Raw genomic sequence first — 25,086 nt, 5'->3', positions numbered from 1 at the left:
GTGCGGGCACGCCGGACGGGCTCGGTAACCTAATCCCGCACCAGGTAAGCCGTAAGTCCCGTACGTCCGAACCTTCGTACGCCCGTACCCCGCCCAAGGAGATGCCGCCGCCGTGAGCAGCAGCCTTCGTCGCGGCGCTCTCGCCGCCGCCCTCGCACTCTCGCTCTTCCCGCTCGCCGCCTGCGCTGCCGGGAACAGCGCGGAGACGCTGCGCGTCAGGCCGGACAACGCCGCGACCAGCGTCGGCGACATCGAGGTCCAGAACGTCGTGGTGCTCACCCAGGCCACCTCCGACGGCTCCTCCTCCGTGACGGCCAAGATCTTCAACAACGGCGACGAGCAGCAGACCCTGGACTCCGTGAAGGTCGGTTCGCTCGACGCCGAGCTGTCCGGCCCGATCTCGCTGCCCGCCCACAGCTCCGTGCTGCTCGGCGGCGACGGCAACCCCTCCGCCGTCTTCAAGGGCGGCTCCGAGAGCAAGAACGACGGCGACTTCAAGAACGTCGTCTTCGACTTCAGCAAGACCGGCGAGGTCGCGCTGCAGAGCCTCGCCCTCCCCGCCGCCGGCTACTACGCCTCCTTCGGGCCGAGCGAGAAGCCCTCGCCGACGGAGACCGCGAGCCCCGGCGAGTCACCCGCCGAGGGCGTCACGGCCTCGCCGACCGAGACCGAGACGATCACCGAGTCGCCCGCCGGCTGAGGCCCGCGCACCGGCACACGAAGGGGCCCCGGGAGCTCATCGCTCCCGGGGCCTCTTCACGTCCGGCGGCACCCGGGTCCGGCCGCTCGGCCCCAAGGGGCCTCACCGGCTTCGCAGCGCTGCGCCGGACTCCGTCCGGCAACCCTGGCCGCGGACGGTTTACGGCTCGAACTTGTAGCCCAGGCCACGGACCGTCACCAGGTAACGCGGCGCACCCGGGTCCGGCTCGATCTTCGCGCGGAGGCGCTTGACGTGGACGTCGAGGGTCTTGGTGTCGCCGACGTAGTCGGCGCCCCAGACCCGGTCGATCAGCTGCATGCGGGTCAGGACGCGGCCCGCGTTGCGCAGCAGCATCTCCAGGAGGTCGAACTCCTTGAGCGGCAGGTCGACCTTGCCGCCGCCGACGGTGACGACGTGCCGGTCGACGTCCATGCGGACCGGGCCGGCCTCCAGCGCCGAGGGGGAGATCTCCTCGGGCTCGCCGCGGCGGCGCAGCACGGCGCGGATGCGGGCGACCAGCTCGCGGGAGGAGTAGGGCTTGGTGACGTAGTCGTCCGCTCCTATTTCGAGACCGACAACCTTGTCGATCTCGCTGTCCTTCGCGGTGACCATGATCACCGGGACGGTGGACTTCAACCGCAGCTGGCGGCAGACCTCCGTGCCGGGCAGGCCCGGCAGCATCAGGTCGAGCAGGACCAGGTCGGCGCCGTTGCGCTCGAACTCGTCCAGCGCGTCGGGCCCGGTCGCGGCGATGGCGACCTCGAAGCCCTCCTTGCGGAGCATGTACGACAGGGCATCACTGAAGGACTCTTCGTCCTCGACGACGAGTACTCGGGTCACGGGAGGACCTCCGGGGCGGGGATGTGATCGGGAAACGTCTCGTAGAGCGCGGAGGAGGAGCCGGAGCCTGGCTCGGGCTCCCCGTCCTCCGCCGCCACGGCGGTGGAGCGGTCCCGGCCGTCCCGGGTCGCCGCGGCTTCGGGCAGCCGCAGGGTGAAGGTGGAGCCCTGGCCTTCGGCGCTCCACACCGTGACCTCCCCGCCGTGGGAGGCGGCCACGTGCTTGACGATGGACAGACCGAGACCGGTGCCGCCCGTGGCGCGCGAACGCGCCGGGTCGACCCGGTAGAACCGCTCGAAGATGCGGTCCCGGTCCTTTTCGGAGATGCCGGTTCCCTGGTCGGTCACGGAGATCTCGATCAGGTCGCCGCTGGGTGCGGCGACCCTGCGGCCCGCGATCCCCACACGGGTACGGGCCGGGCTGTAGTTGACCGCGTTCTCGACGAGGTTGCCGAGCGCGGCCGCGAGCTGGCCGCGGTTGCCCCAGATGAACAGGTCGGGGGCACCGCCGGTGGCCATGGTGATCTGCTTGGCGTTCGCCGGGTGGCGGCAGCGGTCCACCGCCTCGGCGACGAGGTCGTCGACGGCGACCGGCTCGGCGTCGTCGAGGGGGTTGTCGTCCTGGACCCGGGAGAGCTCGATGATCTCCTGGACCAGGCTGGTCAGCCGGGCGGCCTCGATCTGCATCCGGCCCGCGAAGCGTTCCACGGCCTCGGGGTCGTCGCTGGCGTCCATCACCGCTTCGGAGAGCAGCGACAGCGCGCCGACCGGGGTCTTGAGCTCATGGCTGACGTTGGCGACGAAGTCGCGCCGTACCGCCTCGATGCGCCGGGCGTCGGTCAGGTCCTCGACCAGCAGCAGCACCAGGCGGGACCCCAGGGGTGCCACCCGGGCGGAGACCGCCAGGCCCTCGCCGCGGCCGGCGCCGCGACGTGGCAGTTCGAGTTCCACCTGCCGTATCTCGCCGTCCCGCCGGGTTTCGCGGGCCATCTGCAGCATCTGGTCGACGGCGAGCCTGCCGCCCCGCACCAGTCCGAGGGCGTACGCCGCCGAGCTGGCCTTGACCACCGTGTCGCCCTCGTCGAGGACGACGGCCGACGAGCGCAGCACGGAGAGCACCGTGTCCACGCCCGGCGGTAGTACGGCTGCGGCGTCCGGCCGCAGGGATGTGCGTGTGGGGCGGGCCTGTTCCCGCTCGCTCCAGCGGAACGCGAGCACAGCGATCACACCGGTGCAGAGCCCGGCGATCGCACTGGCTGCGGCGACTGCCGCGTTCACGTCCATACACCCAGGTTAGGGGGACGAAATGAGTGGCCCACAGGGTCGGAGCGTCTTCTCGAACGGGCGTTGCCAAGAGTTCACCGTGGTGTCAGTACCGGTTCATTCCGGATGCTCGGGCGGTACGCGTGCGCCCGCGAGGTTGGGGAGCGTGTCAGCGTGGGAGGACAATCCTCTTTTCGAACGACTCGAGTGGCAACGGAAGGAACGCGATGCGCGACGCATATCACGAGGAACTCGACTCGATCGGTGACGGCCTGGTCGAAATGGCCCGGCTGGTCGGTTCCGCGATCGGGCGGGCCACCACGGCACTGCTCGACGCCGACCTCAAGCTCGCGGAGAGCGTGATCGCCGCCGACGAGAAGGTCGACGACCTGCAGCGCGAGCTGGAGAACCGGGCCATCACGCTGCTCGCCCGCCAGCAGCCCGTCGCGACCGACCTGCGGATCGTCGTCACCAGCCTGCGCATGAGCGCGGACCTGGAGCGCGCCGGGGACCTCGCCCGGCATGTGGCGAAGCTCGCACGGCTGCGCTTCCCCAACACCGCCGTCCCGCGCGACCTGCACAGCACGATCCTGGAGATGGGCCAGCTCGCGCAGCGCCTGATGGCGAAGGCCGCCGAGGTCATCGTCAGCAAGGACGTCGACGACGCGCTGCAGCTGGAGGCCGACGACGACCGCATGGACGAGCTGCACCGCACGCTCTTCCAGCACCTGCTCGACGACCGCTGGAAGCACGGCATCGAGACGGCCGTGGACGTCACCCTCGTCGGCCGCTACTACGAGCGCTTCGCGGACCACGCGGTCTCCGTCGCCAAGCGCGTCGTGTACCTGGTCACGGGCGAGCACGCGGACGAGCTGTCCCCGGCGCCCACCCCGATGCCGGCGGACTAGGCACTCCTCCCGTCCGGTGCGGCTTGCCGGCCTCTCCGGTAGGGCCTTGCCGGCGCTACGCGGCGCGCGGGGCGGGTGCGCCCCCGGCGCGGAACGCTTCCGCGCGCCGTTGATGCGCCGGGGTGCGGTGTCGTTCACTGGTGACAGGCATGCAAGCAGCCGTCGCCAACGGCAGAGGAGGGTACCCATGCCCGAGTCCCCGACATCGCCCACCGCCCGCGACCAGCCGTCCCCCGAGGGGACCCCGCAGTCCCCCGGCATCCGTGAGCTGCCGCTGCTCGGCGCGTGCGGCTGCGGATCGGGCTGCGGATGCGGTTGCCAGTCCGGAGCGCCCTGCCGCTGCGGCGGCAGCTGCTGACTCCACCGGTTCCACGCCACCCGCGTTCTGCACGCTCGGGGGCCCGTCCGTCCGGACGGGCCCCCGACGCCGTGTTCTCCCGGTCACACGCCGTCGTACGCCCGGCGCAGCGCGGCGAGGTCCATCTTCTTCATGGACAGCATCGCCGCCGTGGCCCGCCCGGCCTTCTCCGGGTCGGCGTCCCCGAGCATCTCCAGCAGCACCTCGGGGAACACCTGCCAGGACACCCCGAACCGGTCCTTGAGCCACCCGCAGGGGCCCTCCTCGCCGCCGTCGGTGAGCTTGTCCCAGTAGTGGTCGACCTCGGCCTGGTCGGCGCAGCGGATCTGGAACGAGACCGCCTCGTTGAAGGTGAAGTGCGGGCCGCCGTTCAGCGCCACGAACTTCTGCCCGTTGGCCGTGAACTCCACGGCCATCACGGACCCGGCGGGCCCGGGCCCGGCCTCGTTGTACCGGCCGATCGTGCCGACGGCCGAGTTCTTGAAGACCGAGACGTAGAACTCCGCCGCCTCCTCGGCCTTCCCGTCGAACCACAGGCACGTGGTGAATCCGTCGGTGGTCATCGCTGCCTCCTCGTTCCTGACGCGTGGTGCGCCCGGCGTTCGGGCGCGTACGTCCTGGGGACGGTCCGGGCGCGGCAAACTCATCGGTGCCCCTGCGGCTCCCCGGGTCCTCGCGTCATGAGCAGGTGGCCCCTGCGGAAGCGCTCGTCCGGCCCGGGCTCGCGGAGCATGCGGCCGGTCTCGGTGAAGCCGGCGGACACCGCCAGGGCGGCGAGGTCGTCGATCGGCCAGCGGTAGGCCGTCGTCACCTTGTGGTCGAACGCGTCGAGGGGGCCGCCGCCGGATTCGAAGAAGCCCAGCAGCAGGTGGCCGCCCGGGGCCAGGACGCGGCGGAACTCGTCGAAGTACGGGGGCAGGTCGCGCGGCGGGGTGTGGATGACGGAGTACCAGGACAGGATGCCGTCCAGCCCGCCGTCGGCGACGTCGTGCAGGGCGTCCATCGAGCCGACGTCGAAGCGCAGTTCCGGGTACGCCTCGCGGGCGAGGCGGATCATCTCGGGGGACAGGTCGACGCCGAACGCGTCCAGCCCGAGGTCCCTGAGGTGCGCGGTGACGTACCCCGGCCCGCAGCCGAGGTCGGCGACGGTCCTGCCGCCGGCGGCCCGGACGGAGTCGGCGAAGGCCGTGATCAGCGCGCGGTCCAGCGGGAGCGAACCGAGCCAGTCGCCGAACAGCTCGGCGTAGAGGACGGCGACGGAGTCGTAGGCACCGGCCGTCGAGACGGAGTGCGGGGTGGGGTCGGTCACGGGCCACGACCCTAGGCCGTGTCGGGGCGCCGTCCGCGGGGTCTTCTCCTCCGGGCCGGGGCGAATCCGGTTGACGGCGGCCGGGCGTGGTCGCTGTACTCCGTTGCCGGGACGGAGACTTGGGAGGGCCCGTGACCGTACTGCCGGCGAGCGTGGACCGCGACATCCTCGACCACCGGATCATGTTCGCGCTGCGGACGATCCGGGAAACCCTCGGCTGCTCGATCCCCGAGGCCATCGACCTGGTCGCGGCCCGCCACGAGGAACTGCGCCGGGAGCGCCCGGACGACTTCGGCTACCCGCCCGAGGAGTTCGGCCGCGGCTTCCACTCCTGAACGGCGGCCTCGGTGCCCACGCCTGGGGTCGGACGCCCCTTCCCGCGGACCCCGAGCAGGGTGTGCGGCGTCCGTGGCGCCCGGCGCCGCTCAGCCCCTCACGGCGCGTTTCCGCAGGTCAACGCCCCTGCGTCCGCGAGGACCCTCACCCGAATGGCCCAGCACGACGTGCCACCGTCATGGGTGAAGATCAAGCTGGCTAGTGCCCCGTCCGAGGCAATCCGTGAAAGGGGAACCACATGCGCATTCGACGAATCTCCGCCGCCGTCATCGCCACGGCAGCCCTCGCCGGACTCGGCCTCACAGGCGCCGCCACCGCCACGGCCGCCACCCACAACGCCACCACCACCGCCCACACCGAAAGCCTCACCCCGGGTGAGTGCTTGGACGGCGGCGGAAAGGTGGTCGGGATGAAGTGCGTCGGTGGTACGGGCGACGGGCAGATGGTCGACTAGCCCCCCTCAGGGCGCCCCGCAGCAACGCGCTGCGGGGCGCCCCCGCACGCGCAGCGAGCCGCGGAGGGCCCGGGAGCGCGGCAAGGACGGTCAGGTCAGAAGGCGTCGCGCCACCAGCGATGTGACGGCTCGCCGTACGGCACGGCATCCGGCCGCCGAAGGATTCTTCGGTCGAGGGGCTCCACGATGCTGCGCAACTCGCGTGCCGCCTTCCTGGGCAGGGCACATATCGCCAGTTCCAGAAGGTCGCGTTCGTCCGCCGGTTCGGGGCAACAGTCCGAGACCCCGCACCGGTCGTGGAACGGCCGGGGAAGGCGATCCATCGGTGCCCGCGCGATGGCCGCCCAACGCGAAAGTGCCAGCCCCACCAGGCCCGGCCGGAGCCGTGTTCGCTCCAGCGCGATCACCTGCGCCTGCGCCGGGCCCGAGAGCCGGCCGATCTTCGAGTAACGCCCACGATCTGCGGCGAAGCGTCTGCTGTCCGCCCGGAGGCGGGAAGGGCGCCTACGCGGCATGTCCCTTTCGGCTGTGTCTCATGGCGGGCAGTGTGCCACGCGGCCGGCGCGGTGCGAACCCCAAGGGATCCGGCCACCGGGCCTTCCTTGTCGGCCCCGGGTCGGAAGACAGAGGACCAGGCCCCGCTGTGCCCTCGCGCATCCGTTTGGCACGCCTGTGGAGAACGGCCGGAGCCGGGGTCGCCGACGGGCTGGGCACGGCCCGATCAACTCACTGACGGCCCGGGGACGGCCCCGGAGCGGCAACAAGCCCCCTCCCCGCGGGGAAACCGCAGGTAGGGGGCTTGATCGCGTCGGGTTACTTCTTCTTGCCCTGGTTCTTCACGGCCTCGATCGCCGCCGCGGCCGCCTCGGGGTCGAGGTAGCGGCCGCCCGGGGTGACGGGGCGGAAGTCGGCGTCGAGCTCGTAGGCGAGCGGGATGCCGGTGGGGATGTTCAGGCCCGCGATGTCGGCGTCGGAGATGCCGTCGAGGTGCTTGACGAGGGCGCGCAGGCTGTTGCCGTGGGCGGCGACCAGGACCGTGCGGCCCGTGAGGAGGTCCGGGACGATGCCGTCGTACCAGTACGGCAGCATGCGCTGGACGACGTCCTTGAGGCACTCGGTGCGCGGGCGCAGCTCCGGCGGGATGGAGGCGTAGCGCGGGTCGTCGGCCTGCGAGAACTCGCTGTCGTCGGCGATCGGCGGCGGCGGGGTGTCGTAGGAGCGGCGCCAGAGCATGAACTGCTCCTCGCCGAACTCGGCGAGGGTCTGCGCCTTGTCCTTGCCCTGCAGGGCGCCGTAGTGGCGCTCGTTGAGGCGCCAGCTGCGGTGGACGGGGATCCAGTGCCGGTCGGCGGCCTCGAGGGCCAGCTGCGCGGTGCGGATCGCGCGCTTCTGGAGGGAGGTGTGGACGACGTCGGGGAGGAGTCCGGCGTCCTTCAGCAGCTCGCCGCCCCGGACCGCCTCCTTCTCCCCCTTCTCGTTGAGGTTGACGTCAACCCAGCCGGTGAAGAGGTTCTTCGCGTTCCACTCGCTCTCGCCGTGGCGGAGGAGGATCAGCTTGTAGGGAGCATCTGCCATGCCATGGAGTCTAGGAGAAAACCCCTTGGTGCCCTCCGGAGGGCACCTGTAAGCTGCGCTCGCCACCCTGGCCCATTACGCCTACGACGCCCCGAACGCCGCGAGGAGCAGCCGCCGTGCCCGATGTCAGACGTGCCGTACGGGAGACCGTGTCGGGACTCCCCCGGACCTTCTGGTGGCTGTGGACCAGCACGCTGGTCAACCGGCTCGGCGCCTTCGTCGTCACCTTCCTCGCCCTCTACCTGACCCTCGACCGGGGCTACTCGGCCACCTACGCCGGGCTCGTCGCGTCCCTGTACGGCCTCGGCGGCGCCGTGGGCGCGGTCGTCGGCGGGGTGCTGACCGACCGGGTGGGGCGGCGCTGGACGATGCTGCTGGCGCAGGTCGCGGCGGCGGCCGGCACGGCGACGCTGGCCTTCGTGCAGGGGCAGGCGGAGATCGCCGCGGTGGCCACCGTGATCGGCGTGGCCAGCAGTGCCTCGCGGCCCGCGGTGCAGGCGATGATGGCGGACGTGGTGCCCGCCGAGGACCGGGTGCGGGCGTTCTCGCTCAACTACTGGGCGATCAACATCGGTTTCGCCGTCTCCTCGGCCGCGGCCGGCCTCATCGCCTCGCAGGGCTACCTCTGGCTGTTCCTGGGCGACGCCTTCATGACGGTGCTCTGCGCGCTGGTGATCTACGCCAAGGTGCCGGAGTCGATGCCGGGCCGCGAGACGGAAGCGGCGGCGGCAGCGGCCGCCGGGGGCGGGGGCGGGGAGCCCCGGATCGGCCTCGGGGTGGTGCTGCAGGACCGGCGCTTCATGGCGTTCGTCGCGCTGACGTTCCTGCTGGGCACGGTCACCCAGCAGGGTTCGACGACGCTCTCGGTCGACATGGGCCGCCAGGGGTTCTCCGCGAGCGAGTACGGCCTGGTCATCGGGCTCAACGGGCTGCTCATCGTGCTCCTGCAGCTCCCGCTCACCCGGCTCGTCGAGCGGCGGAGCGTGGCGGCGCTGCTCACCGCGGGCACGCTGCTGATGGGCTGGGGCTTCGGGCTCACCGCGTTCGCCGGTTCGGTCCCGTTCTACGCGCTGACCGTGGCGGTGTGGACGATCGGCGAGATCCTGCACGCGCCGGCCTCGATGTCGCTGGTCGCCGACCTGGCGCCGGCCCATGCCCGGGGCCGCTACCAGGGCATGTACTCCCTCGCCTGGCCTGCGGCGTCCTTCGCCGGGCCGCTGCTGGGCGGCGTGGCGCTCGACCGGTGGGGCGGCGGCGTGGTCTGGGGGGCCTGCGCCGTGGTCGGCACGGTCGCCGGCGCGGGCTACTGGACGCTGCTGCGGGAACGCGGGCCGCGCGCCGAGCCGGTGGACACGGTGCCCCCGGCCCCGGCCCCGGCCAAGGCGCTGGTGCCGCAGCCGGAGCCGACCGCGGACTGCTAGCGGGTCGTACGCAGGGCGCGCTGCGCCTCGTACAGGTTCGGCGGGGTGACCGCCGGGTTCCCGTACGAGACGAGCCGCGAGTTCAGCGGCCCCGTGAAGTCCGGGACGTCGATCTGGCCGAAGGCGGTGACCTCGGAGATGCCGACGGTCGCGCTGCACGGGGCGACGTCGTCGATCTTCACGCAGCCGGCCCGCCCGTTGGTGACGGTGACGTTCCAGTGCGCGAAGCGCGCCCCGTACAGCGGCCCCGCCGACGCGTCGCCGCCGTGGGAGCCGTCGTTGTCGACGGTGATCCCGGTGCGGACGTTGGCGAAGGGCAGTCCGCGGTGGGTGTCGAAGGTGCCCGTCGCCATCCGCCCCCGCGACCAGACGTTGTGGCTGGACAGGCCCTCGACGTTGATGCCGTGCAGCTGGGTGCCCGCGGGGGCCGGCGCAGTGCGGGGGTCGATGACGAAGTCCTCGACGAGGTTGTCGTGGGCGCCCTCGCGGCAGGCGTACGGGTGGTGACCGCCGCGTCCGGAGACGCGGGTGCGGCGCAGGGTGACGCTCTTGGTGGCGACCAGCAGGAACCCGTTGTCGGCGTTGACCACGGCGACGTCGTCGGCCCAGCAGTCCCAGGCGCACTGCAGGGCCAGTCCGTTCCAGCCGGTGTCCAGCAGGTGCGGGGCCTGGGGGATGTCGGGCAGTTCGATGGTGAGGCCCTCGACGCCGCTGCCGACGACCGGGGTGACCAGCGTGGTGAGCACGGGTTCGAACGCGGGACGGGCGTCCAGCGGCAGGGGCTGGGCGAGCGTGACGCGCCGGCCGTGGACGGCGCCGATCCGCACCGGCCACTCGTAGGGCACGTAGCTGAGCACCTTGCTCTTGTCGGACCAGTCGTACGCGGCGGTGCCCTCGACGTCGCCCGCCATGTGGTCGAGCAGGCTGTGGTCGTCGGGGTCGGACAGCCGCAGCATGACGCGGTCGCCGGGACGCAGCGCCCCCGCGGTGTCCACGGTGACGGTGCGGTCGCCCCGGCGGGCGCCGCCGGTGATCCGGGCGAGCGGGCGCCACTCGTCGCGGCGGTTGCCGGTCCAGCCCTCGAACGGCCAGTCCTGGGCGCGGATGGCGTCGGTGAGGGTGCGGTAGCGGTCGGTGGGGCAGACCCAGACCAGGCCGCCCGCCCACGACCAGGCGGACTTGGTGCCGCCGTAGCGGCTGCCGTAGGGGCCGATGATCTCGGTGAGGGACCGCCCGGCGCGCAGCACGGTGGCACCGCTGCCCGCTCCGCGCAGGGTGACGCCGCTGTGGCCGAGCCGGACGACGTCGTCGATGCGGTACGTGCCGGCCGGGACCAGGACCGTGCCGCCGCCGCTCGCGCCGACGTGCTCGATCGCCCGGTTGATGGCGGGCGCGGCGTCGGCGCTGCCGTCGGGGCGGGCGCCGTAGCGCCGGACGTCCGCGCGGACCGGGCGCCGGGGGAAGTGCCGGCTGCCGCCCGCGTGGCCGGCCTGGCCGACCCAGGGGATCTGCGGGTGGGTGTACGGGGCGCGGGCGAACTCCGCCCACAGTCGTTCCGCCGGTCCGGAGGGGCCCGGCCGTCCGGCGGCCGGGGCGGCGGTGGGGACGGCGGTGGGCCGGGGGACGAACGCGAGGGCGCCGCCGGCTTGCAGGATGCGTCTGCGGCTGATGGCCATGAACAGGACCCGCCTTTCACGTATCTGAACAACATTCAGATGTGCGACGGGCATGAGGGTGTCATGGCGCGACGACCCCTGGGAAGACCCGGACATGACAACCCGGTGACTCCCGGTCACTCCTGCGCACCCGAGAAAGTGCGCGCACGGCGATGCCGCGCTACTCGGCGCCCTGGTCGGCCTTGCCGATCAGATGTGTGAACGCGTCGAGGTTGCGCGTGGATTCGCCGCGCGCGATCCGCCAGGCGTGCTCCTTGCGGATCGCCTCGGCGAAGCCCAGCTCCAGCAGCGTGTTGAAGCTGCCGTCGGCGTTCTCCACGACCGAACCCAGCACCCGGTCGACCTCCTCGGGCGTCACCGCGACCAGCGGCAGCCGGCCCGAGAGGTAGACGTCGCCGAGCGCGTCGATGGCGTACGCCACCCCGTACAGCCGGGTGTTGCGCTCCAGGAGCCAGCGGTAGAACGCCTCGTGGTTGGCGTCGGGGCGGCGCACGACGAAGGCGTTCACCGTCAGGGTGTGCCGTCCCACGGCCAGGGCGACGGTCGTGGAGAGCTTGCGCGTGCCCGGGAGCGTGACGACGTACTCGCCGCCGGCGCCGGTCTCCCAGCCGAGTTCCGCGTCCGTCAGTGCCTGCTCGACCGCCGCGCGCGCCGCCGTCTGCTCCCGCTCACCCATGCGGCGATCGTAGGCGACGCCGCCGCTCGGCCATCGCACCCGCGTACACCTCGGCGGTCCTCGTCGCCGCCGCGTCCCAGCCGAAGCACTCCGCGTGCTTGGCCGCGGCCGCGCCCATGGCGGGCACCAGCTGCGGGTGCTCGACGAAGCGGCGCAGGGCGCGCGCGTAGTCGGCCGGCTCGTGGCCCGCGACGAGGAAGCCGGTCTCGCCGTCCTTCACGGCCACCGGCAGCCCGCCGACCGATGCCGCCACGACCGGCGTGCCGCAGGCCTGGGCCTCGATGGCGACCAGCCCGAACGACTCGCTGTACGAGGGCATGACCAGCACGGACGCGGCCCGGTACCAGTCCGCGAGCCGGTCCTGGGCGACCGGCGGCTGGAAGCGCACGAGGTCGGAGATGCCGAGCCGGGCCGCGAGCTTGTGCAGCCGCTCGGGCTTGGCAAGCCCGCTGCCGCTCGGCCCGCCGACGACGGGGACGACGAGGCGGTCGCGCAGCGACGGGTCCTCCGCGAGCAGGATCGCCGCGGCGCGCAGCAGGATGTCGGGCGCCTTGAGGGGCTGTATCCGGCCGGCGAAGAGCGGGATCACCGCGTCCTGCGGCAGGCCCAGGCGCGCGCGGGCCCCGGCGCGGCCGCCGTGGGCGTCCGGCCGGAAGCGCTCCAGGTTCACCCCGGGGTGGACGACGGCGACCTTGCGGGGATCGGCCTCGTAGTGCCGGATGAGCTCGTCCGCCTCCTCATCGGTGTTGGCGATCAGCCGGTCGGCGGCGTCCACGATCTGCGTCTCGCCGATCACCCGGGCCGTCGGCTCAGGCGTGTCGCCCTCGGCGAGCGCGGCGTTCTTGACCTTGGCCATGGTGTGCATGGCGTGGACGAGCGGGACGCCCCAGCGCTCGGCGGCGAGCCAGCCGACGTGCCCGGAGAGCCAGTAGTGCGAATGCACCAGGTCGTAGTGGCCCTGCCGGTGGCTGGCCTCGGCGTGCATCACGCCGTGGGTGAAGGCGCACAGCTGCGCGGGCAGGTCCTCCTTGTTCAGGCCCTCGTACGGGCCCGCGTCCACGTGCCGCACCAGGACCCCGGGGGCCAGCTCGACCGTGGGCGGCAGGGCGGCCGTGGTGGCGCGGGTGAAGATCTCCACCTCCACACCGGGACCCTCCGCGAGCCGCTTGGCCAGCTCGACGATGTAGACGTTCATGCCGCCCGCGTCCCCGGTGCCGGGCTGATGGAGGGGCGAGGTGTGAACGCTGAGCATGGCCACGCGCCGCGGACGGCGCCCGCCGGGATGGCGGCGCAGCCGGCGATGGGCACCGCCGGCCAGGACCTTCGCCACGTACTGGCTCACGTCGCGTCCTCCACTTCTCCACGGGCGGCGGAGCGGAAGCCACCCATCAACAGGGGCAACCGGTGGAGGGCCTAGATCCATTTCCGCTTTGCCAAAGCGTGACCGTCCACGGGGCCCGGATCCGGCGCCCGCCGGCTCGCATAGGCTCGTCGCATGCGTGCGACACGGCCGGTCGGCGAGGTGACCCGGGGGACGACCAATCCCAACCGGCTGCGCCGCATGGACCGCTGGATCGCCGCCCAGCACGCACCCGCCCTGCGCCGCAGCCACGACCCCCTCGCCGTGGACCTGGGCTACGGCGCCGCGCCCTGGACCGCCCTGGAGCTGCTCGTACGGCTGCGCACCGCGCGCCCCGACGCCGAGGTCGTCGGCATCGAGATCGACCCGGCCCGGGTGGCCGCCGCCCGGCCGTACGCCCGTGAGGGGCTCTCCTTCGCGCACGGCGGCTTCGAGGTGCCCCTCCCGGACGGCCGCAGGCCGTTCCTGATCCGGGCGGCGAACGTGCTGCGCCAGTACGACGAGGAGCGCGTCGCCGAGGTGTGGAGCCGGCTGCGGTCCCGGCTCGCGCCGGACGGGCTGCTGGTCGAGGGCACCTGCGACGAGATCGGCCGCCGCCACGTATGGGTCGCGCTCGGCCCCGAGGGACCGCGCACGGTGACCTTCGCCACCCGGCTCGGCTCGCTGGAACGCCCCTCCGACCTGGCGGAACGGCTGCCCAAGGCGTTGATCCACCGCAATGTGCCGGGCGAACCGGTGCACGCGTTCCTCGGCGACTTCGACCGCGCGTGGGCGGCCGCCGCGCCCTTCGCCCCGCTGGGCGCCCGGCAGCGCTGGATCCGCACGGTACGCAGCCTCGCGGGCCCGGGCGGCTGGCCGGTCACCGACACCGCGGCCCGCTGGCGCCAGGGCGAGGTGACCGTCCGCTGGGAGGCCCTGGCCCCGGCACGGGGCTGACCCGGACGCGCTCCCGCCGAGGAACCGAGGGCGTCGCTCGGCCCGCCGGCCGCACAGGCCCGGGGCGAGCCGTACGCGCGCCGGCAGCCGGACTCCCGGCGGCCCGACGCCGAGAAGGCCACTCGGCACCGGCAACCGGTCCCGGGCCGGGCCGATGCGGCGCCGACCCGTGACGCAGCAGCGCACGGCTCTGGCCGATTCACGTCTTCCGTGGCAGCATCCACAGCCATGTGACGATCCGTCAGATGCCTTGCGGAGGTGCCCGCATGAAGCGTACGGCCTGCCTCGCCTGCGCCGCGCTGCTGCTCCTCGCCGCCCCCGTACCGTCCGCGCACGCCGATCCGTCCCACCCCCGCCGCACGCTCCAGGACGTACGGGCCGAGGTCGGCGCCCTCTACCGGCAGGCCGAACGCGCCACCGACACCTACAACTCCGCGCACGAACGGGTCCTCGCCCAGCAGCGGCAGATCGTCCGGCTCGCCCGCCTCATCGACCGCGGGCAGACCCGGCTGCGCACCCTCACCGCCCAGGCGGGCGCCCTCGCCCGCGCCCAGTACCGCGGCGGCGGCGTCGGCCCCGGGGTCGACCTGCTGCTCAGCGACGACCCGGACGCCCTCCTCGACGGACTCGCCCTCGCCGACCGGGGCGCGCACGCGGCCGACGCCACCATCGAGCAGCTGCGCGCGACCACCGCGGAACTGGGGGCCTACGCCCGTTCCGCCACAGTCGCCTGGGAGCGCCTCATGGCCGGCCAGAAGGCGGCCGCCGACGCCGAACGGGAGGTCACCGCCCGCCTGGCCCGGGCGAAGCGCCTGCTCGCCGGGTTGGAGGCCCGCGAACGGGCCCGGCTGGAACGGCTGGAGGACGAGGCCGCCTACCGCTCGCAGATCGCCTGGCTGCGCACCGGCGCCGCCACCCGCCTGCGCCGCGACGCCGCGGGCGCCTCCCGGCAGGGCGCCGCCGCCGTCGCGTTCGCCGCGGCCCAGATCGGCAAGCCCTACATATGGGGAGCGGACGGCCCGGCGGCGTACGACTGCTCCGCGCTGACCCGGGCCGCCTGGCAGGCCGCCGGCGTCGGCATCCCGCGCACCTCCCAGGAGCAGTGGCGACTGCTGCCGCACGTGCCGGTGGCGGCGATGCGCCCGGGCGACCTGGTCGTCTACTTCGACGACGCGAGCCACGTCGGCATCTACGTGGGCGACGGCGCCATCGTCCACGCGCCGCGGCCCGGACGGCGGATCACGATGGCGGGGGCCGGTTCGATGCCCGTCCTGGGGGTCGTGCGCCCCGGCTGAGCGGACGCGCGCCGCGCCGGAGCACCGCCCCGCCGCGACCTGCGTCCTGCGCCCTGTGACCTGCGCCCTGTGACGGCGACCGCGTGACGCGCGCCACCCCGCGACGGACCAAACGTGACGTTGGTCATGCCCGTTTCATCCCACCGCAGTCGAAATCCGCAGCTCAGCACCGCATATGACACGGGCGGTTTACCAACGGGGCCTCCCGCGCCGCCGGGCGCTACCGCTATGGTCGCCCTTCAGTGTGCTCGGAGCCGAGCAACCGATCCGACCGATCGACCGCTCCGGGACGTTGCCCTCGGGGGGAGGGAAGGAATTGTCCGATGTCGCCGATGTCCGCGACCGGGCGGCGCACCGACCAGTACGCCGCCGTGCCGGGGCCTCGCCAGGAAACACCCCTGGCCGACGGCCGGACCTCCCCTGCCCTGACCCTGCTCGTCATCGGTGACGACCCCGTCGGCGCCTTCACCGTCCCCGACCTGCTGGACGTCTCCGGCACGCGCGTCCGTATCCGCCGCGCCCGCAACCTGACCGAGGCCGAGCGGCTGCTCAGGGACGACGTCAACTGCATCCTGCTGGAGCTCTCGGCGCGCGCCGCCGAGGGCGCCTCCGACGCGATGGACAGCCTGCGGCAGCTGCTGCGGCTCGCCCCGCGCACCGCCGTCCTGGTGCTGACGGCGGGCACCGACACCGACGCCGAGCGCGCCGCCGAGGCCGTCCGCGTCGGCGCCCAGGACCACCTGACCCCGGCCGACCTGGACCCGTCCCACCTGACCCGGGCGATCCGCTACGCCGTGGAGCGCAAGCGCGCGGACGTCGCGCAGCGGCAGCTGACCGAGACCAGGCTGCTGGCCCAGGAGAACGCGCGGCTGGAGCGCGGGCTGCTCCCCACGCCGCTGCTGCACGGCGCCGACCTGCGCTTCGCCGCCCGCTACCGGCCCGGCCGCAGCCGGGCCCTGCTCGGCGGCGACTTCTACGACACCGTGCGCACCCCGGACGGCACCGTGCACGCGATGATCGGCGACGTCTGCGGCCACGGCCCGGACGAGGCCGCCCTCGGCGTGGAGCTGCGCATCGCCTGGCGCGCGCTGACGCTGGCCGGACTGTGCGGGGCCGCCCTGCTGGGCACGCTCCAGCAGGTCCTGGAGCACGAGCGCTCCGACGACGAGATCTTCGCGACCCTCTGCCAGGTCGACATCAGCCCGGACGGCCGCGCCGCCGACCTCTGGCTGGCCGGGCACCCGGCCCCGCTGGTGTCGCTGTCCGGGATGGCCCCGCAGCTGCTGCCGTACGAGCACGGCGGCCCGGCGCTGGGGCTGCTGCCGCAGAAGGACTGCTGGGAGGGCGCACGCTTCGAGCTGGGAGAGTCGTGGAGCCTGATGCTCTACACCGACGGGCTCATCGAGGGCCGGATCGGCCCCGGTCCGCAGCGGCTGGGCCAGGAGGGCATGGTCGAGCTGGTCGGACGGCAGCTGTCCGCCGGGCTCACCGGCGAGGAGCTGCTGGACGCGGCCATGACCGAGGTGCGCCGGCTCAACGGCGAGGAGCTGACGGACGACGTCGCCCTGATGCTCCTGGAGTCGGGCGCCTGACACGACGGCCCCGGCCGGTCAGCCGGCCGGGGAAGGGCAGGCCCGGGGAGGGTCTCAGCGGTTGAAGGGGCCGTACGGGCCGTCGCTGCTGCTGCCGCCGCCGCGCCGCCGCGGACCGGAGACCTGCTTGAGGGCGGGACGCACGTCCACCGTGTAGACGATCACCGCGATCAGGCCGATGACCGGCAGGAACGACATGATCGGCAGGATCGCGATCAGCGCCGCCGCCACGGCCAGGATGATCAGCCAGAAGGCCTTGGTCTTCTTGTCCGCCGCCCGGTAGGCGTCCTCACGCCGGATGGCGGCGTCGACCAGCGCGAACACCGCGAAGACCAGCAGGGCGATGGAGATCCAGCCCATAAGGTCGTAGAAGCCCTGCACCAGCATTGCCGTCCACCTCCGTCATCGGCTCCCACCGTACCCGCACAACGAGCCGGGCACGCCGCGCGTGCCCGGCCCGTGATGTCCGGACGCTCAGGAAGCGGGCTTGCCCGGCGTCGCGGGCTTCTTGGCCACGGGGGCCTTCTTGGCCGGCGCCGGGGTCTTCTTGCCCTGGCCGTCGTGCACGGAGGCAGATGCGGGGGCGGGCGCCGGGGCCGGAGCCGGGGCGGGCGCCGGAGCCGGGGCCGGCTTGGCGTCCGAGGCGGGCGCCTGCCGCGCGGCCGGGACGGGCTCCGGCTCGATCGCGACCGCGATGTCCTCGACCTGCTCGGCGGCCTCGCCGCGCCAGGTGGCGACCGCGTCCTTGCCGCGCTCGGCCAGGCCGTCGTACGCCTCCTTGGCGCGGACGGCGTACTCGGCGGCACGGCCCACCTGCTGCAGGGCGAAGTCCTGCGCGGAGTCGCGCAGCTTGCGCAGGTCGCCGTCGATGGTGCCGAGGAGCTCGTTGACCTTGGCCTGCGCCTTGGTCTGGGCGTCCTTGGCCTGCGCGGTCACCTTCTCCTGCACGACCTTGGGGTCGGTGCCGCGGATCTTCTCGATCCGCTCGGGGGCCTCGGCGCGGATCTTCTCGATCAGCGGCGGGACCTCCTTGAGCTTCTCGGCCGCGAGGTCCGCGGTCCCGGCCAGCGCGTACAGCGGGGTCGGGTCCTTGAGGGTCTTGACGATGTCTTCGGTGATCGCCATGAGGGTTTCTCCCGTTTGAGGATGGTGGCGGTTACGTCAGTTGGGTCCGCTCGTTCCGCGCGACCGGGCGCGGCCGGTCACCCGGCGGCAGCGGCGTCGTCGCCGCCGCTGCCCGGTCCGGCCGGTCCGTTCGCGTTCGGCTTCAGCACGGCGACAGCCTTCTTCGCCGCCTTCTTCGCCACGTGCTCGCGCGGCGCAGCGGGCTGCTCGTCAAGAGCTTCCTCCACTGCGGCGTTCTCCTTGCGGAACGACTCGTAGATCTGGACGAGGACTTGCTTCTGCTTCTCGTTGATCGCCGTGTCGGCCAGGATGGCGGTCCGCACCTCCATGCCGTCGCCCTGGTCCCGCTCGTCGAGGATCCCTGCCTGCACGTACAGGGTCTCGGCGGAGATGCGCAGCGCCCTGGCGAGCTGCTGCAGGATCTCCGCGCTGGGCTTGCGCAGCCCGCGCTCGATCTGGCTGAGGTAGGGGTTGGACACCCCGGCGGCGTCGGCGAGCTGACGCAGGGACAGCTGCGCGTTGCGGCGCTGCTCCCGCAGGTACTCGCCGAGGGTGCCGACGTTCAGTGAAGCCATGTCTCCGAGCATGCCGCCCGGTGCTAACTTTTGCAAGCAAGGTGCTTGCAAAAGTCTCGTTACGGCGATGTGACGTCCCTCTCCCGGCCCAGCCCTGCCGCAGCGGCCCTGCGCGCGGGCCGGAGCGGTGCCGCCGGGCGCCTGGCGGACCTGTCCCGCACGCGCCCGTTGTCAGCCCCGGCGCGCACAATGCCTGCGTGGACCTGCGTGCCGAACTCCTCCCGCCGCCCGTCAGCCCGCAACGACTGGCGGAGCTCGCCCGTGAGATCGAGCGCGTCGCTCACCTGGCCGGGTCCGGCCGGCCCTTCGACGAGGCGGTGGCCGCGTTCAACCAGCGGACCGGCCATGCCTACCTGCCCTCGGACTTCCCCTGGTACGACGCCGCCCGTGGACTGAAGGAGTTCGCCCGGGAGGCCGCCCGGCCCGCACGGCCGCGGGTGCCGGACGTCACGCGCGAGGAGCTCGTCGAGATCGTCCGCCGCGTTACGGCCGACCCGGCCGGCGAGGACACCGACTACTACCTCCTGCTCTTCCAGAGCAACACCCTGCATCCCAGGGCCTGCGACCTGGTCTTCCACCCGCCGGCCGGTCTCGAGGACGCCTCGCCCGAACAGATCGTCGATGCCGCGCTCGCCTACCGGCCGATCGCCCTGTGAACGGGCCGGGACGGCCGGTTGACCTTGACCTTGGGGCAGGCCGCAGCATCGAGGCGGCCGGGCGGCGTGCCCGGCCCGAGGGAGGGGAGCCCGCCGTGGACTCGCTGACGATCGGGGCCTTCGCGAAGGCGTCCCGGCTGTCGCCGAAGGCGCTGCGGCTGTACGACGAGCTCGGGCTGCTGACGCCCGCGCGCGTCGATCCGCAGACCGGCTACCGCCACTACGCACCCGCCCAGCTGGAGCGCGCCCGGCTCGTGGCGTGGCTGCGGCGGCTGGGGATGCCGCTGGCCCGCATACGGGAGGTGTGCGCGCTGGACGCGCCCGCCGCCGCGCGGGAGGTCCGGGCGTACTGGGCGCAGGCCGAGGCCGCGCACGGGGCGCGGCAGGACCTGGCCGCCTTCCTCGTCGATCACCTGTCCCGGAAGGACTCCGCCGTGAACGACGCGAACACGAACACGAACCCGAACCACCGCCTGGAACTGCGCTACGCCGCCCTCTCCGACGCCGGCCTGGTCCGGCCCGGCAACCAGGACACCGCCTACGCCGGCGAGCGGCTGCTCGCGGTGGCCGACGGCTTCGGCGGCGAGGGTGCGCCCGCGGGTGCCGCCGCCGTCGACGCGCTGCGGGAGCTCGAGTCCGGCGACGCCGCGGGCGGCGGTCTGCTGGACGTGCTGCAGGACGCCCTCGACCGGGCCGACGAGACCGTGCGCGGCTTCGCGGACTCGGGCACCACGCTCACCGCGCTGCTGTGGTCCGGGGAGCGGCTGGCCCTCGTCCACATCGGCGACTCGCGGGCGTACCTGCTGCGCGCCGGCGAGCTGTTCCGGATCACGCACGACCACACGATGGTGCAGTCGATGGTGGACGAGGGCCGGCTGACCGAGGCCGAGGCCGCCTCGCACCCCCAGCGGTCGCTGCTCGTAAGGGCGTTGGGCTCGGGCACCCGTCCCGCCGGGCGCCTGCCCGACCTGCGGCTGCACGATCCGCGGCCCGGCGACCGCTACCTGCTGTGCACGGACGGCCTGTCCGCCGTCGTGCCGGACGAAGAGCTGCACCGGGTCCTCGCCTCCGGCGCCGGGCCGGGGGAAGCGGTGCGGGTGCTGGTCGGGCTGGCCAACGCCGCCGGCGGTCCGGACAACGTGAGTTGCGTGGTCGCCGATGTACAGCAGGCAGCCGCGGCGGCATAGTCCTCGCCCATGGGTGAGGAATGGTTTCTGCAGACAGGTCACGGGGTGCGGTTCGACTGGGGACCGGAGGGCGCCCGGCGGGTCGGGGCGCACGTCGCGTGCCTGGTCGTCGTCGACGTCCTCTCCTTCACCACCGCGGTGACGGTGGCCGTCGAGGCGGGCACCGCGGTGCACCCGTACGCCTGGCGCGACGCGACGGCCGCCGCCTACGCGCGGCGGGTCGGGGCGCGGCTGGCCGTGGGGAGACGGGAGGTGACCGAGCGCTCGCCGTGGTCGCTGTCCCCCGCCGCCCTGCGCCGCGCGCCCTTCACCCCGCGGCTGGTGCTGCCCTCGCCCAACGGGTCGGCGATCGCCGCCGCGGCCGGGGAGGCGGCGACCGTGGTCGCCGCCTCCTTGCGCAACGCGGGCGCGGTCGGCGCGTGGCTCGCCCAGCACGGCTACGGCGTCCGGGACCGGCCGGTCGCGGTGGTCGCCGCCGGCGAGCGCTGGCCCGACGGGAGCCTGCGGCCCGCGCTGGAGGACCTGCTCGGCGCCGGCGCGGTCCTCGCCGCGCTGCGCGGGCACGCCCCCGCGGTGACGCTGTCCCCCGAGGCCCGCACCGCGGCCGCCGCCCGCAGCGGGACCCCCGACGTCGCCGCAGCCGTAGTGGCCTGCGCCTCCGGACGCGAGCTGGCCGGCGGCGGCTTCCCCGAGGACGTCGCGATCGCCACGGAGCTCGACGCGGCCTCCGTCGTCCCCGTGCTCTCCGGGGGAGCCTTCTCCTCCGGGACCTCCTCGGAGACCTCCTCCCGGACCATCGAGGACCGGAACTGACCGCAAGGGTGCGTACCGTCGAAGACGTGAAGGACGCCGGAACACCCCGGCGCCACGACCGGCGCGGACGTCCAAGGGGGCGTCCGAGCGGACGACCAAGGGGAGCGCATGCCGACGGTGGTAAGGAACGAGACGGGTGAGCGGGACGCGCTGCTGGCGTACCTGGAGGCTCAGCGCGGCGGGGTGCGCCGCGCGGTGCTCGGGCTCACCGACGAGCAGGCCGCCTCACGGCCCAGCGTCAGCGGGATGAACCTCGCCGGGCTGGTCAAGCACGTCACCAGGACCGAGGAGTCGTGGGTGCAGGGCCTGCTGCTCGGCCACGAGGACAAGAAGGGCACCCAGGAGGACTACCTCGACGGCTTCCGGCTGGTGGAGGGCGAGACCCTCGCCGGCTGGCTGGACGCGTACGCCAGGACCGGCCGGGAGACCGAGGAGGCGATCCTGGCGCTGCCCGACCTGGACGTCGTGGTGCCGCTGCCGGACGCGCCCTGGAACCCGCCCGGCATGAAGGTCAGCGCCCGCTGGATCCTGCTCCACCTCATCGAGGAGACCGCCCGGCACGCCGGCCACGCGGACGTGATCCGCGAGTCCCTGGACGGCCGGACGGCCTTCGAGCTGGTCGCCGAGGCGGCTCAGCAGGGCAAGCCGATGGGCTGACCCGTCACGCTCCCGGGGCCACCGGTTCCTGCAGCTCCGTCACCCACGTGTCGGGGCGCCCCTCGCACTCCAGGTACAGCTCCCGGGGGTAGCCGAGGGACCGGTGGCCGTGGGCGTCGATCCAGCGGGCCAGCGCCTGCTCGGAACGCAGGACGTCGTCCATGGAGCCGCGGTGCACGATCGTCGCCGCGCTCTCCAGCCCCGGCAGGTCGACGACCGCGAAGTCGTACCGGCCGTCCGGCCCGACCGCGACCTGCAGCCCCGCGTGGACGAGGATCGCCCCCTCCCCCTCCGGCGCGTCCTCGTAGTACGCGATCCCCGGCCCGACGGGCCGCACCCCCGCCGCGTCCAGCCGCCGGCACAGCTCGTCGTACAGCGGCTGGATGACGGGCCCGATCTGCGCCGGCTCGAACCCGGCCGCGGTCGCCGTCAGCTCCGCGAGCCGTACCGCGGGCACCTTCTTGATCACCACGTCGTCGGTGGACATCCGTCCCTCGCTCTCGATCGTCCGGAGCCTCGCCTCGACGCCCGCCAGCCGGGCCGCGTCGGCGGCCATCGCCGCCGCGAGCTCGGCGCGGCGCAGGCGCAGCATGCCGCGCAGCTGCTCCACGCTCACCTCCTCGTCGAGGATCGACCGCACCTGTTCGAGCGTGAAGCCGAGGTCCTTGAGGGCGATGACGCGGTTGAGCCGGGCGAGCTGCCCGGCGGCGTACTGGCGGTAGCCGGTGGCGGGGTCGACACGGTCGGGGCGCAGCAGCCCGATGGCGTCGTAGTGACGCAGCATGCGGACCGACACGCGGCCGTGCCTGGCGAAGTCTCCGATGCCGAACATGACGCCTCCGAGTCCAGCGCCTCACACGGTGTGAGGGTCAAGGCGGAACGGCCGATGCCCCGGCGCCGACCGCGCCGGGGCATCCGTGGGAAGCGGCGGTCAGCCGCGCAGCTCCGCGGCGACCAGCTCCGCGATCTGGACGGCGTTGAGCGCGGCGCCCTTGCGGAGGTTGTCGTTGGAGAGGAAGAGCGCGAGGCCGTGCTCCACGGTCTCGTCCACCCGGATCCGGCCGACGTAGGAGGGGTCCTTGCCCGCGGCCTGCTGCGGGGTCGGGATCTCGGACAGCTCCACGCCGGGGGCCTCCGCCAGCAGCTCGTACGCGCGCTCCACGCTGACCGGACGCTCGAAACGGGCGTTGACCTGCAGCGAGTGGCCGGAGAAGACGGGCACGCGGACGCAGGTGCCGGACACCTTCAGCTCCGGGATGCCCAGGATCTTGCGGGACTCGTTGCGGAGCTTCTGCTCCTCGTCGGTCTCGAAGCGGCCGTCGTCGACGATCTTCCCGGCCAGCGGGACGACGTTGAACGCGATGGGCCGCTGGTAGACCGCGGGCTCGGGGAACTCCACGGCCGCGCCGTCGAAGGCCAGCCCGGTCGCCCGGTCGGCGACCTTGCGCACCTGGCCGTCGAGCTCGGCGACACCGGCCAGACCCGAGCCGGAGACCGCCTGGTAGGTGGTGGCGACCAGCGCGGTCAGCCCCGCCTCCTCGTGCAGCGGGCGCAGCACGGGCATCGCGGCCATGGTGGTGCAGTTCGGGTTGGCGATGATGCCCTTGGGGCGGTCCGCGATCGCCTGCGGGTTGACCTCGGAGACGACCAGCGGGACCTCGGGGTCCATCCGCCAGGCGGAGGAGTTGTCGATCACGACGGCACCCGCGGCGGCGACCTTCGGGGCCAGCGCCTTGGAGGTGGCGCCACCGGCCGAGAAGAGCACGATGTCGAGACCGGAGTAGTCCGCGGTGGCCGCGTCCTCGACCGTGACCTCGCCGTCCTTCCACGGCACGGTGCGCCCGGCCGAACGGGCCGACGCGAACAGCCGCAGCTGCTCCACCGGGAAGTCGCGCTCGGCCAGCACCTTGCGCATGACACCGCCGACCTGGCCGGTGGCTCCGACGATTCCGATCCTCATCCGGTCTCTCCGATCAGTGCGTACGTACGGTCCCGAGTATCCCCCGATGCGGCGAGTGCCCGGAGTGCCGTCCCGAGGGACGGGCGCCCGGCGGGCAGCAGCGGCAGCCGCACGTCAGGGGTCGGGATGCGTCCCTGGGCGTGCAGCACCGCCTTGATCACCGTGGGGTTGGGCTCGGCGAAGAGGGCGGCGGCGAGCCGCGCGAGCGCCTGCCCCGTCGCCGGATCGTGGGAACGGGCCAGCTCCGCCCACCGCTCGGTGGCCAGGTGCGCGGAGGCGCTGATCGCCCCGGCGGCGCCCAGGGCGAGCAGCGCGGGCGCGAAGACGTCGTCCCCGGCGTACAGCGGCACCTCCCCCACCAGGAGCACGGTGTCCTGGTCGATGCCGCCGACGGCGTGCTTGAAGCCGGCGACCCCGTCGATCGCGGCGAGCCGGCGCACCGTGTCCGCGGTGAGGGCGAGCCCGGTGCGGTAGGGGATGTTGTAGACGACCAGCGGCACGGCGGACGCCCGGGCCAGGGCCTCGAAGTGCGCGACGACGCCGTCCTGGGAGGGCCTGACGTACGACGGCACGGAGACGAGGGCGGCGTCCGCGTCCAGCTCCGCGAGTTCCGCCGCGGCCCTGCGCGTGTCCGTCCCGCCGGCCCCCACGGTGAACCGCAGCCCGCGTTCCCGGCACACCCGCCCCACGGTCTCCCGGACGACCGCCTTCTCGGCCTCGTCCAGCATCGCCGCCTCGGCGGTCGTCCCCAGCGCCACCAGCCCGGCGACGCCTCCGTCGGCCACCTCGTGCGCCAGGCGCTCCAGGGCGCCGGAGTCCACACGGCCGGCCCCGTCGAAGGGGGTGATGAGCGGTACGTGAATACCCATGCCCTCGAGCGTGGGCCCAGGGCACCCCCAAGGTCCAGTTAATAGTCCTTCATCGCACCGGTAAGCGCTTCTGCATGAAGGCGCCTCCCGACCGGCCTGGCCCCCGCTACCCTCCGCGCATGACGACCGCCGAAGAGCAGTACGAGATATCGGCCGACCCCGCCCGCGTGGACGCGGTCCTGGTCCACCACTGGCTCTCCACCGACGCCTACTGGGCCCTCGGCCGCCCCCGCGCCGTCCAGGACGCCGCGATCGCCGGCTCCCTCAACTTCGGCGCGTACGACAGGGCTTCCGGCGCCCAGGTCGCCTGCGCCCGCGTCGTCACCGACCACGCGACGTTCGCCTGGCTCTGCGACGTCTACGTCACCCCCGCCGCCCGCGGCCGGGGCCTGGCGACGGCCCTGGCGACCGCCGCCCGCGACCACCTGGAGGGCCTGGGCGTCCGCCTCGTCCTCCTGGCCACACACGACGCGCACGGGGTCTACGAGAAGGTGGGGTTCACCGCACTGTCGGAACCGGGGCACTGGATGTCGTACGGGCTGTGAG

At 73.5% G+C, this 25,086-nt stretch carries 28 protein-coding genes; 14 read left to right on the top strand and 14 right to left on the bottom strand.

The features are described from left to right. Positions 1-112 precede the first annotated feature (112 nt). A complete protein-coding gene (locus ABZ479_RS25645) occupies positions 113-700 on the top strand; it encodes a DUF461 domain-containing protein (RefSeq protein ID WP_500463729.1) in 588 nt (195 codons plus the stop codon). A 159-nt stretch (positions 701-859) separates the two neighbouring features. Here ABZ479_RS25645 and phoP read toward each other — a convergent pair whose 3' ends face one another. Together phoP and phoR are read right to left on the bottom strand one after the other, a co-directional pair. Continuing rightward, entirely contained in the window at positions 860-1,540 is a 681-nt protein-coding gene (gene phoP / locus ABZ479_RS25640; RefSeq protein WP_018559602.1) for a two-component system response regulator PhoP, read from the bottom strand. Continuing rightward, positions 1,537-2,823, bottom strand: a complete 1,287-nt coding sequence (gene phoR, locus ABZ479_RS25635; protein WP_499609030.1) for a two-component system sensor histidine kinase PhoR — start codon at positions 2,821-2,823, stop codon at positions 1,537-1,539. The genes phoP and phoR overlap by 4 nt, the downstream gene beginning before the upstream one ends. A gap of 206 nt (positions 2,824-3,029) precedes the next feature. Between phoR and phoU the strand changes: the two genes are divergently transcribed. Then, the gene (phoU, locus tag ABZ479_RS25630; protein ID WP_500463728.1) at positions 3,030-3,710 is read left to right on the top strand and encodes a phosphate signaling complex protein PhoU; all 681 of its coding nucleotides are present in this window, start codon (positions 3,030-3,032) and stop codon (positions 3,708-3,710) included. Positions 3,711-3,897: 187 nt separating this feature from the next. Then, positions 3,898-4,068, top strand: a complete 171-nt coding sequence (locus ABZ479_RS25625; RefSeq protein WP_158689751.1) for a hypothetical protein — start codon at positions 3,898-3,900, stop codon at positions 4,066-4,068. 83 nt (positions 4,069-4,151) lie between these two features. On the opposite strand, the gene ABZ479_RS25620 is transcribed toward ABZ479_RS25625, so the two are convergent. Then, complete coding sequence (locus ABZ479_RS25620; RefSeq protein WP_500463727.1) at positions 4,152-4,631, bottom strand: VOC family protein; 480 nt, start codon at positions 4,629-4,631, stop codon at positions 4,152-4,154. A gap of 80 nt (positions 4,632-4,711) precedes the next feature. Then, positions 4,712-5,377, bottom strand: a complete 666-nt coding sequence (locus tag ABZ479_RS25615; protein ID WP_500463726.1) for a class I SAM-dependent methyltransferase — start codon at positions 5,375-5,377, stop codon at positions 4,712-4,714. A 131-nt stretch (positions 5,378-5,508) separates the two neighbouring features. Here ABZ479_RS25615 and ABZ479_RS25610 point away from each other — a divergent pair, with 131 nt between their 5' ends. After that, positions 5,509-5,712: a hypothetical protein gene (locus ABZ479_RS25610; RefSeq protein ID WP_500463725.1), complete on the top strand. Its 204-nt coding sequence runs from the start codon at positions 5,509-5,511 to the stop codon at positions 5,710-5,712. A gap of 239 nt (positions 5,713-5,951) precedes the next feature. Beyond that, complete coding sequence (locus ABZ479_RS25605; RefSeq protein WP_499609018.1) at positions 5,952-6,167, top strand: hypothetical protein; 216 nt, start codon at positions 5,952-5,954, stop codon at positions 6,165-6,167. Between the two features lie 813 nt (positions 6,168-6,980). Here ABZ479_RS25605 and ABZ479_RS25600 read toward each other — a convergent pair. Then, a complete protein-coding gene (locus ABZ479_RS25600; RefSeq protein ID WP_500463724.1) occupies positions 6,981-7,742 on the bottom strand; it encodes a phosphoglyceromutase in 762 nt (253 codons plus the stop codon). Positions 7,743-7,858: 116 nt separating this feature from the next. Here ABZ479_RS25600 and ABZ479_RS25595 point away from each other — a divergent pair, with 116 nt between their 5' ends. Beyond that, a complete protein-coding gene (locus ABZ479_RS25595) occupies positions 7,859-9,163 on the top strand; it encodes an MDR family MFS transporter (protein ID WP_500463723.1) in 1,305 nt (434 codons plus the stop codon). On the opposite strand, the gene ABZ479_RS25590 is transcribed toward ABZ479_RS25595, so the two are convergent. The 3 genes from ABZ479_RS25590 to mshA form a co-directional block, all read right to left on the bottom strand. Then, the gene (locus ABZ479_RS25590) at positions 9,160-10,839 is read right to left on the bottom strand and encodes a glycosyl hydrolase family 28-related protein (RefSeq protein ID WP_500463722.1); all 1,680 of its coding nucleotides are present in this window, start codon (positions 10,837-10,839) and stop codon (positions 9,160-9,162) included. The genes ABZ479_RS25595 and ABZ479_RS25590 overlap by 4 nt on opposite strands. Positions 10,840-10,999: 160 nt before the next feature. Continuing rightward, a complete protein-coding gene (locus ABZ479_RS25585) occupies positions 11,000-11,515 on the bottom strand; it encodes a YbjN domain-containing protein (protein WP_499609009.1) in 516 nt (171 codons plus the stop codon). Further along, positions 11,508-12,857 carry a D-inositol-3-phosphate glycosyltransferase gene (gene mshA / locus ABZ479_RS25580; RefSeq protein ID WP_500463721.1) on the bottom strand — a complete coding sequence of 450 codons (1,350 nt, stop codon included), beginning with the start codon at positions 12,855-12,857 and terminating at the stop codon, positions 11,508-11,510. The genes ABZ479_RS25585 and mshA overlap by 8 nt, the downstream gene beginning before the upstream one ends. Positions 12,858-13,010: 153 nt before the next feature. Here mshA and ABZ479_RS25575 point away from each other — a divergent pair, with 153 nt between their 5' ends. From ABZ479_RS25575 to ABZ479_RS25565, 3 genes are all read left to right on the top strand, one after another. Continuing rightward, entirely contained in the window at positions 13,011-13,811 is an 801-nt protein-coding gene (locus ABZ479_RS25575) for a class I SAM-dependent methyltransferase (protein WP_500463720.1), read from the top strand. A 266-nt stretch (positions 13,812-14,077) separates the two neighbouring features. Further along, complete coding sequence (locus ABZ479_RS25570) at positions 14,078-15,106, top strand: C40 family peptidase (RefSeq protein ID WP_500463719.1); 1,029 nt, start codon at positions 14,078-14,080, stop codon at positions 15,104-15,106. A gap of 323 nt (positions 15,107-15,429) precedes the next feature. Beyond that, positions 15,430-16,698 carry a PP2C family protein-serine/threonine phosphatase gene (locus ABZ479_RS25565; protein ID WP_499608999.1) on the top strand — a complete coding sequence of 423 codons (1,269 nt, stop codon included), beginning with the start codon at positions 15,430-15,432 and terminating at the stop codon, positions 16,696-16,698. 54 nt (positions 16,699-16,752) lie between these two features. On the opposite strand, the gene ABZ479_RS25560 is transcribed toward ABZ479_RS25565, so the two are convergent. From ABZ479_RS25560 to ABZ479_RS25550, 3 genes are all read right to left on the bottom strand, one after another. Continuing rightward, positions 16,753-17,085 carry a DUF2516 family protein gene (locus tag ABZ479_RS25560; protein ID WP_499608997.1) on the bottom strand — a complete coding sequence of 111 codons (333 nt, stop codon included), beginning with the start codon at positions 17,083-17,085 and terminating at the stop codon, positions 16,753-16,755. An 87-nt stretch (positions 17,086-17,172) separates the two neighbouring features. Then, the gene (locus ABZ479_RS25555; RefSeq protein WP_500463718.1) at positions 17,173-17,823 is read right to left on the bottom strand and encodes a hypothetical protein; all 651 of its coding nucleotides are present in this window, start codon (positions 17,821-17,823) and stop codon (positions 17,173-17,175) included. A gap of 77 nt (positions 17,824-17,900) precedes the next feature. Next, complete coding sequence (locus ABZ479_RS25550) at positions 17,901-18,398, bottom strand: helix-turn-helix domain-containing protein (protein WP_499608993.1); 498 nt, start codon at positions 18,396-18,398, stop codon at positions 17,901-17,903. A gap of 197 nt (positions 18,399-18,595) precedes the next feature. Here ABZ479_RS25550 and ABZ479_RS25545 point away from each other — a divergent pair, with 197 nt between their 5' ends. From ABZ479_RS25545 to ABZ479_RS25530, 4 genes are all read left to right on the top strand, one after another. Continuing rightward, complete coding sequence (locus ABZ479_RS25545; RefSeq protein ID WP_500463717.1) at positions 18,596-19,054, top strand: bacteriocin immunity protein; 459 nt, start codon at positions 18,596-18,598, stop codon at positions 19,052-19,054. Between the two features lie 95 nt (positions 19,055-19,149). Then, positions 19,150-20,241 carry a MerR family transcriptional regulator gene (locus ABZ479_RS25540; protein WP_500463716.1) on the top strand — a complete coding sequence of 364 codons (1,092 nt, stop codon included), beginning with the start codon at positions 19,150-19,152 and terminating at the stop codon, positions 20,239-20,241. Between the two features lie 9 nt (positions 20,242-20,250). Further along, positions 20,251-21,054, top strand: a complete 804-nt coding sequence (locus ABZ479_RS25535; RefSeq protein ID WP_500463715.1) for a 2-phosphosulfolactate phosphatase — start codon at positions 20,251-20,253, stop codon at positions 21,052-21,054. A 108-nt stretch (positions 21,055-21,162) separates the two neighbouring features. Further along, a complete protein-coding gene (locus ABZ479_RS25530) occupies positions 21,163-21,711 on the top strand; it encodes a DinB family protein (RefSeq protein ID WP_500463714.1) in 549 nt (182 codons plus the stop codon). Between the two features lie 4 nt (positions 21,712-21,715). Here ABZ479_RS25530 and ABZ479_RS25525 read toward each other — a convergent pair whose 3' ends face one another. The 3 genes from ABZ479_RS25525 to ABZ479_RS25515 all read right to left on the bottom strand — a co-directional run bounded on the left by ABZ479_RS25525 (position 21,716) and on the right by ABZ479_RS25515 (position 24,540). Next, entirely contained in the window at positions 21,716-22,543 is an 828-nt protein-coding gene (locus ABZ479_RS25525; protein WP_500463713.1) for a MerR family transcriptional regulator, read from the bottom strand. A gap of 99 nt (positions 22,544-22,642) precedes the next feature. After that, positions 22,643-23,671, bottom strand: a complete 1,029-nt coding sequence (locus ABZ479_RS25520; protein WP_500463712.1) for an aspartate-semialdehyde dehydrogenase — start codon at positions 23,669-23,671, stop codon at positions 22,643-22,645. After that, positions 23,668-24,540, bottom strand: coding sequence for a dihydrodipicolinate synthase family protein (locus ABZ479_RS25515; protein WP_500463711.1), 873 nt, complete (start codon positions 24,538-24,540; stop codon positions 23,668-23,670). Before ABZ479_RS25515 ends, ABZ479_RS25520 begins: the two co-directional genes overlap by 4 nt. Positions 24,541-24,659: 119 nt before the next feature. Between ABZ479_RS25515 and ABZ479_RS25510 the strand changes: the two genes are divergently transcribed. After that, the gene (locus ABZ479_RS25510) at positions 24,660-25,085 is read left to right on the top strand and encodes a GNAT family N-acetyltransferase (RefSeq protein ID WP_500463710.1); all 426 of its coding nucleotides are present in this window, start codon (positions 24,660-24,662) and stop codon (positions 25,083-25,085) included. The last annotated feature ends 1 nt before the right edge of the window (position 25,086 follow it).

It is taken from the genome of Streptomyces sp. NPDC005722 (assembly GCF_040630935.1).
Taxonomy (GTDB): Bacteria; Actinomycetota; Actinomycetes; order Streptomycetales; family Streptomycetaceae; genus Actinacidiphila.
This window is presented reverse-complemented; position numbering and strand designations above follow the sequence as displayed.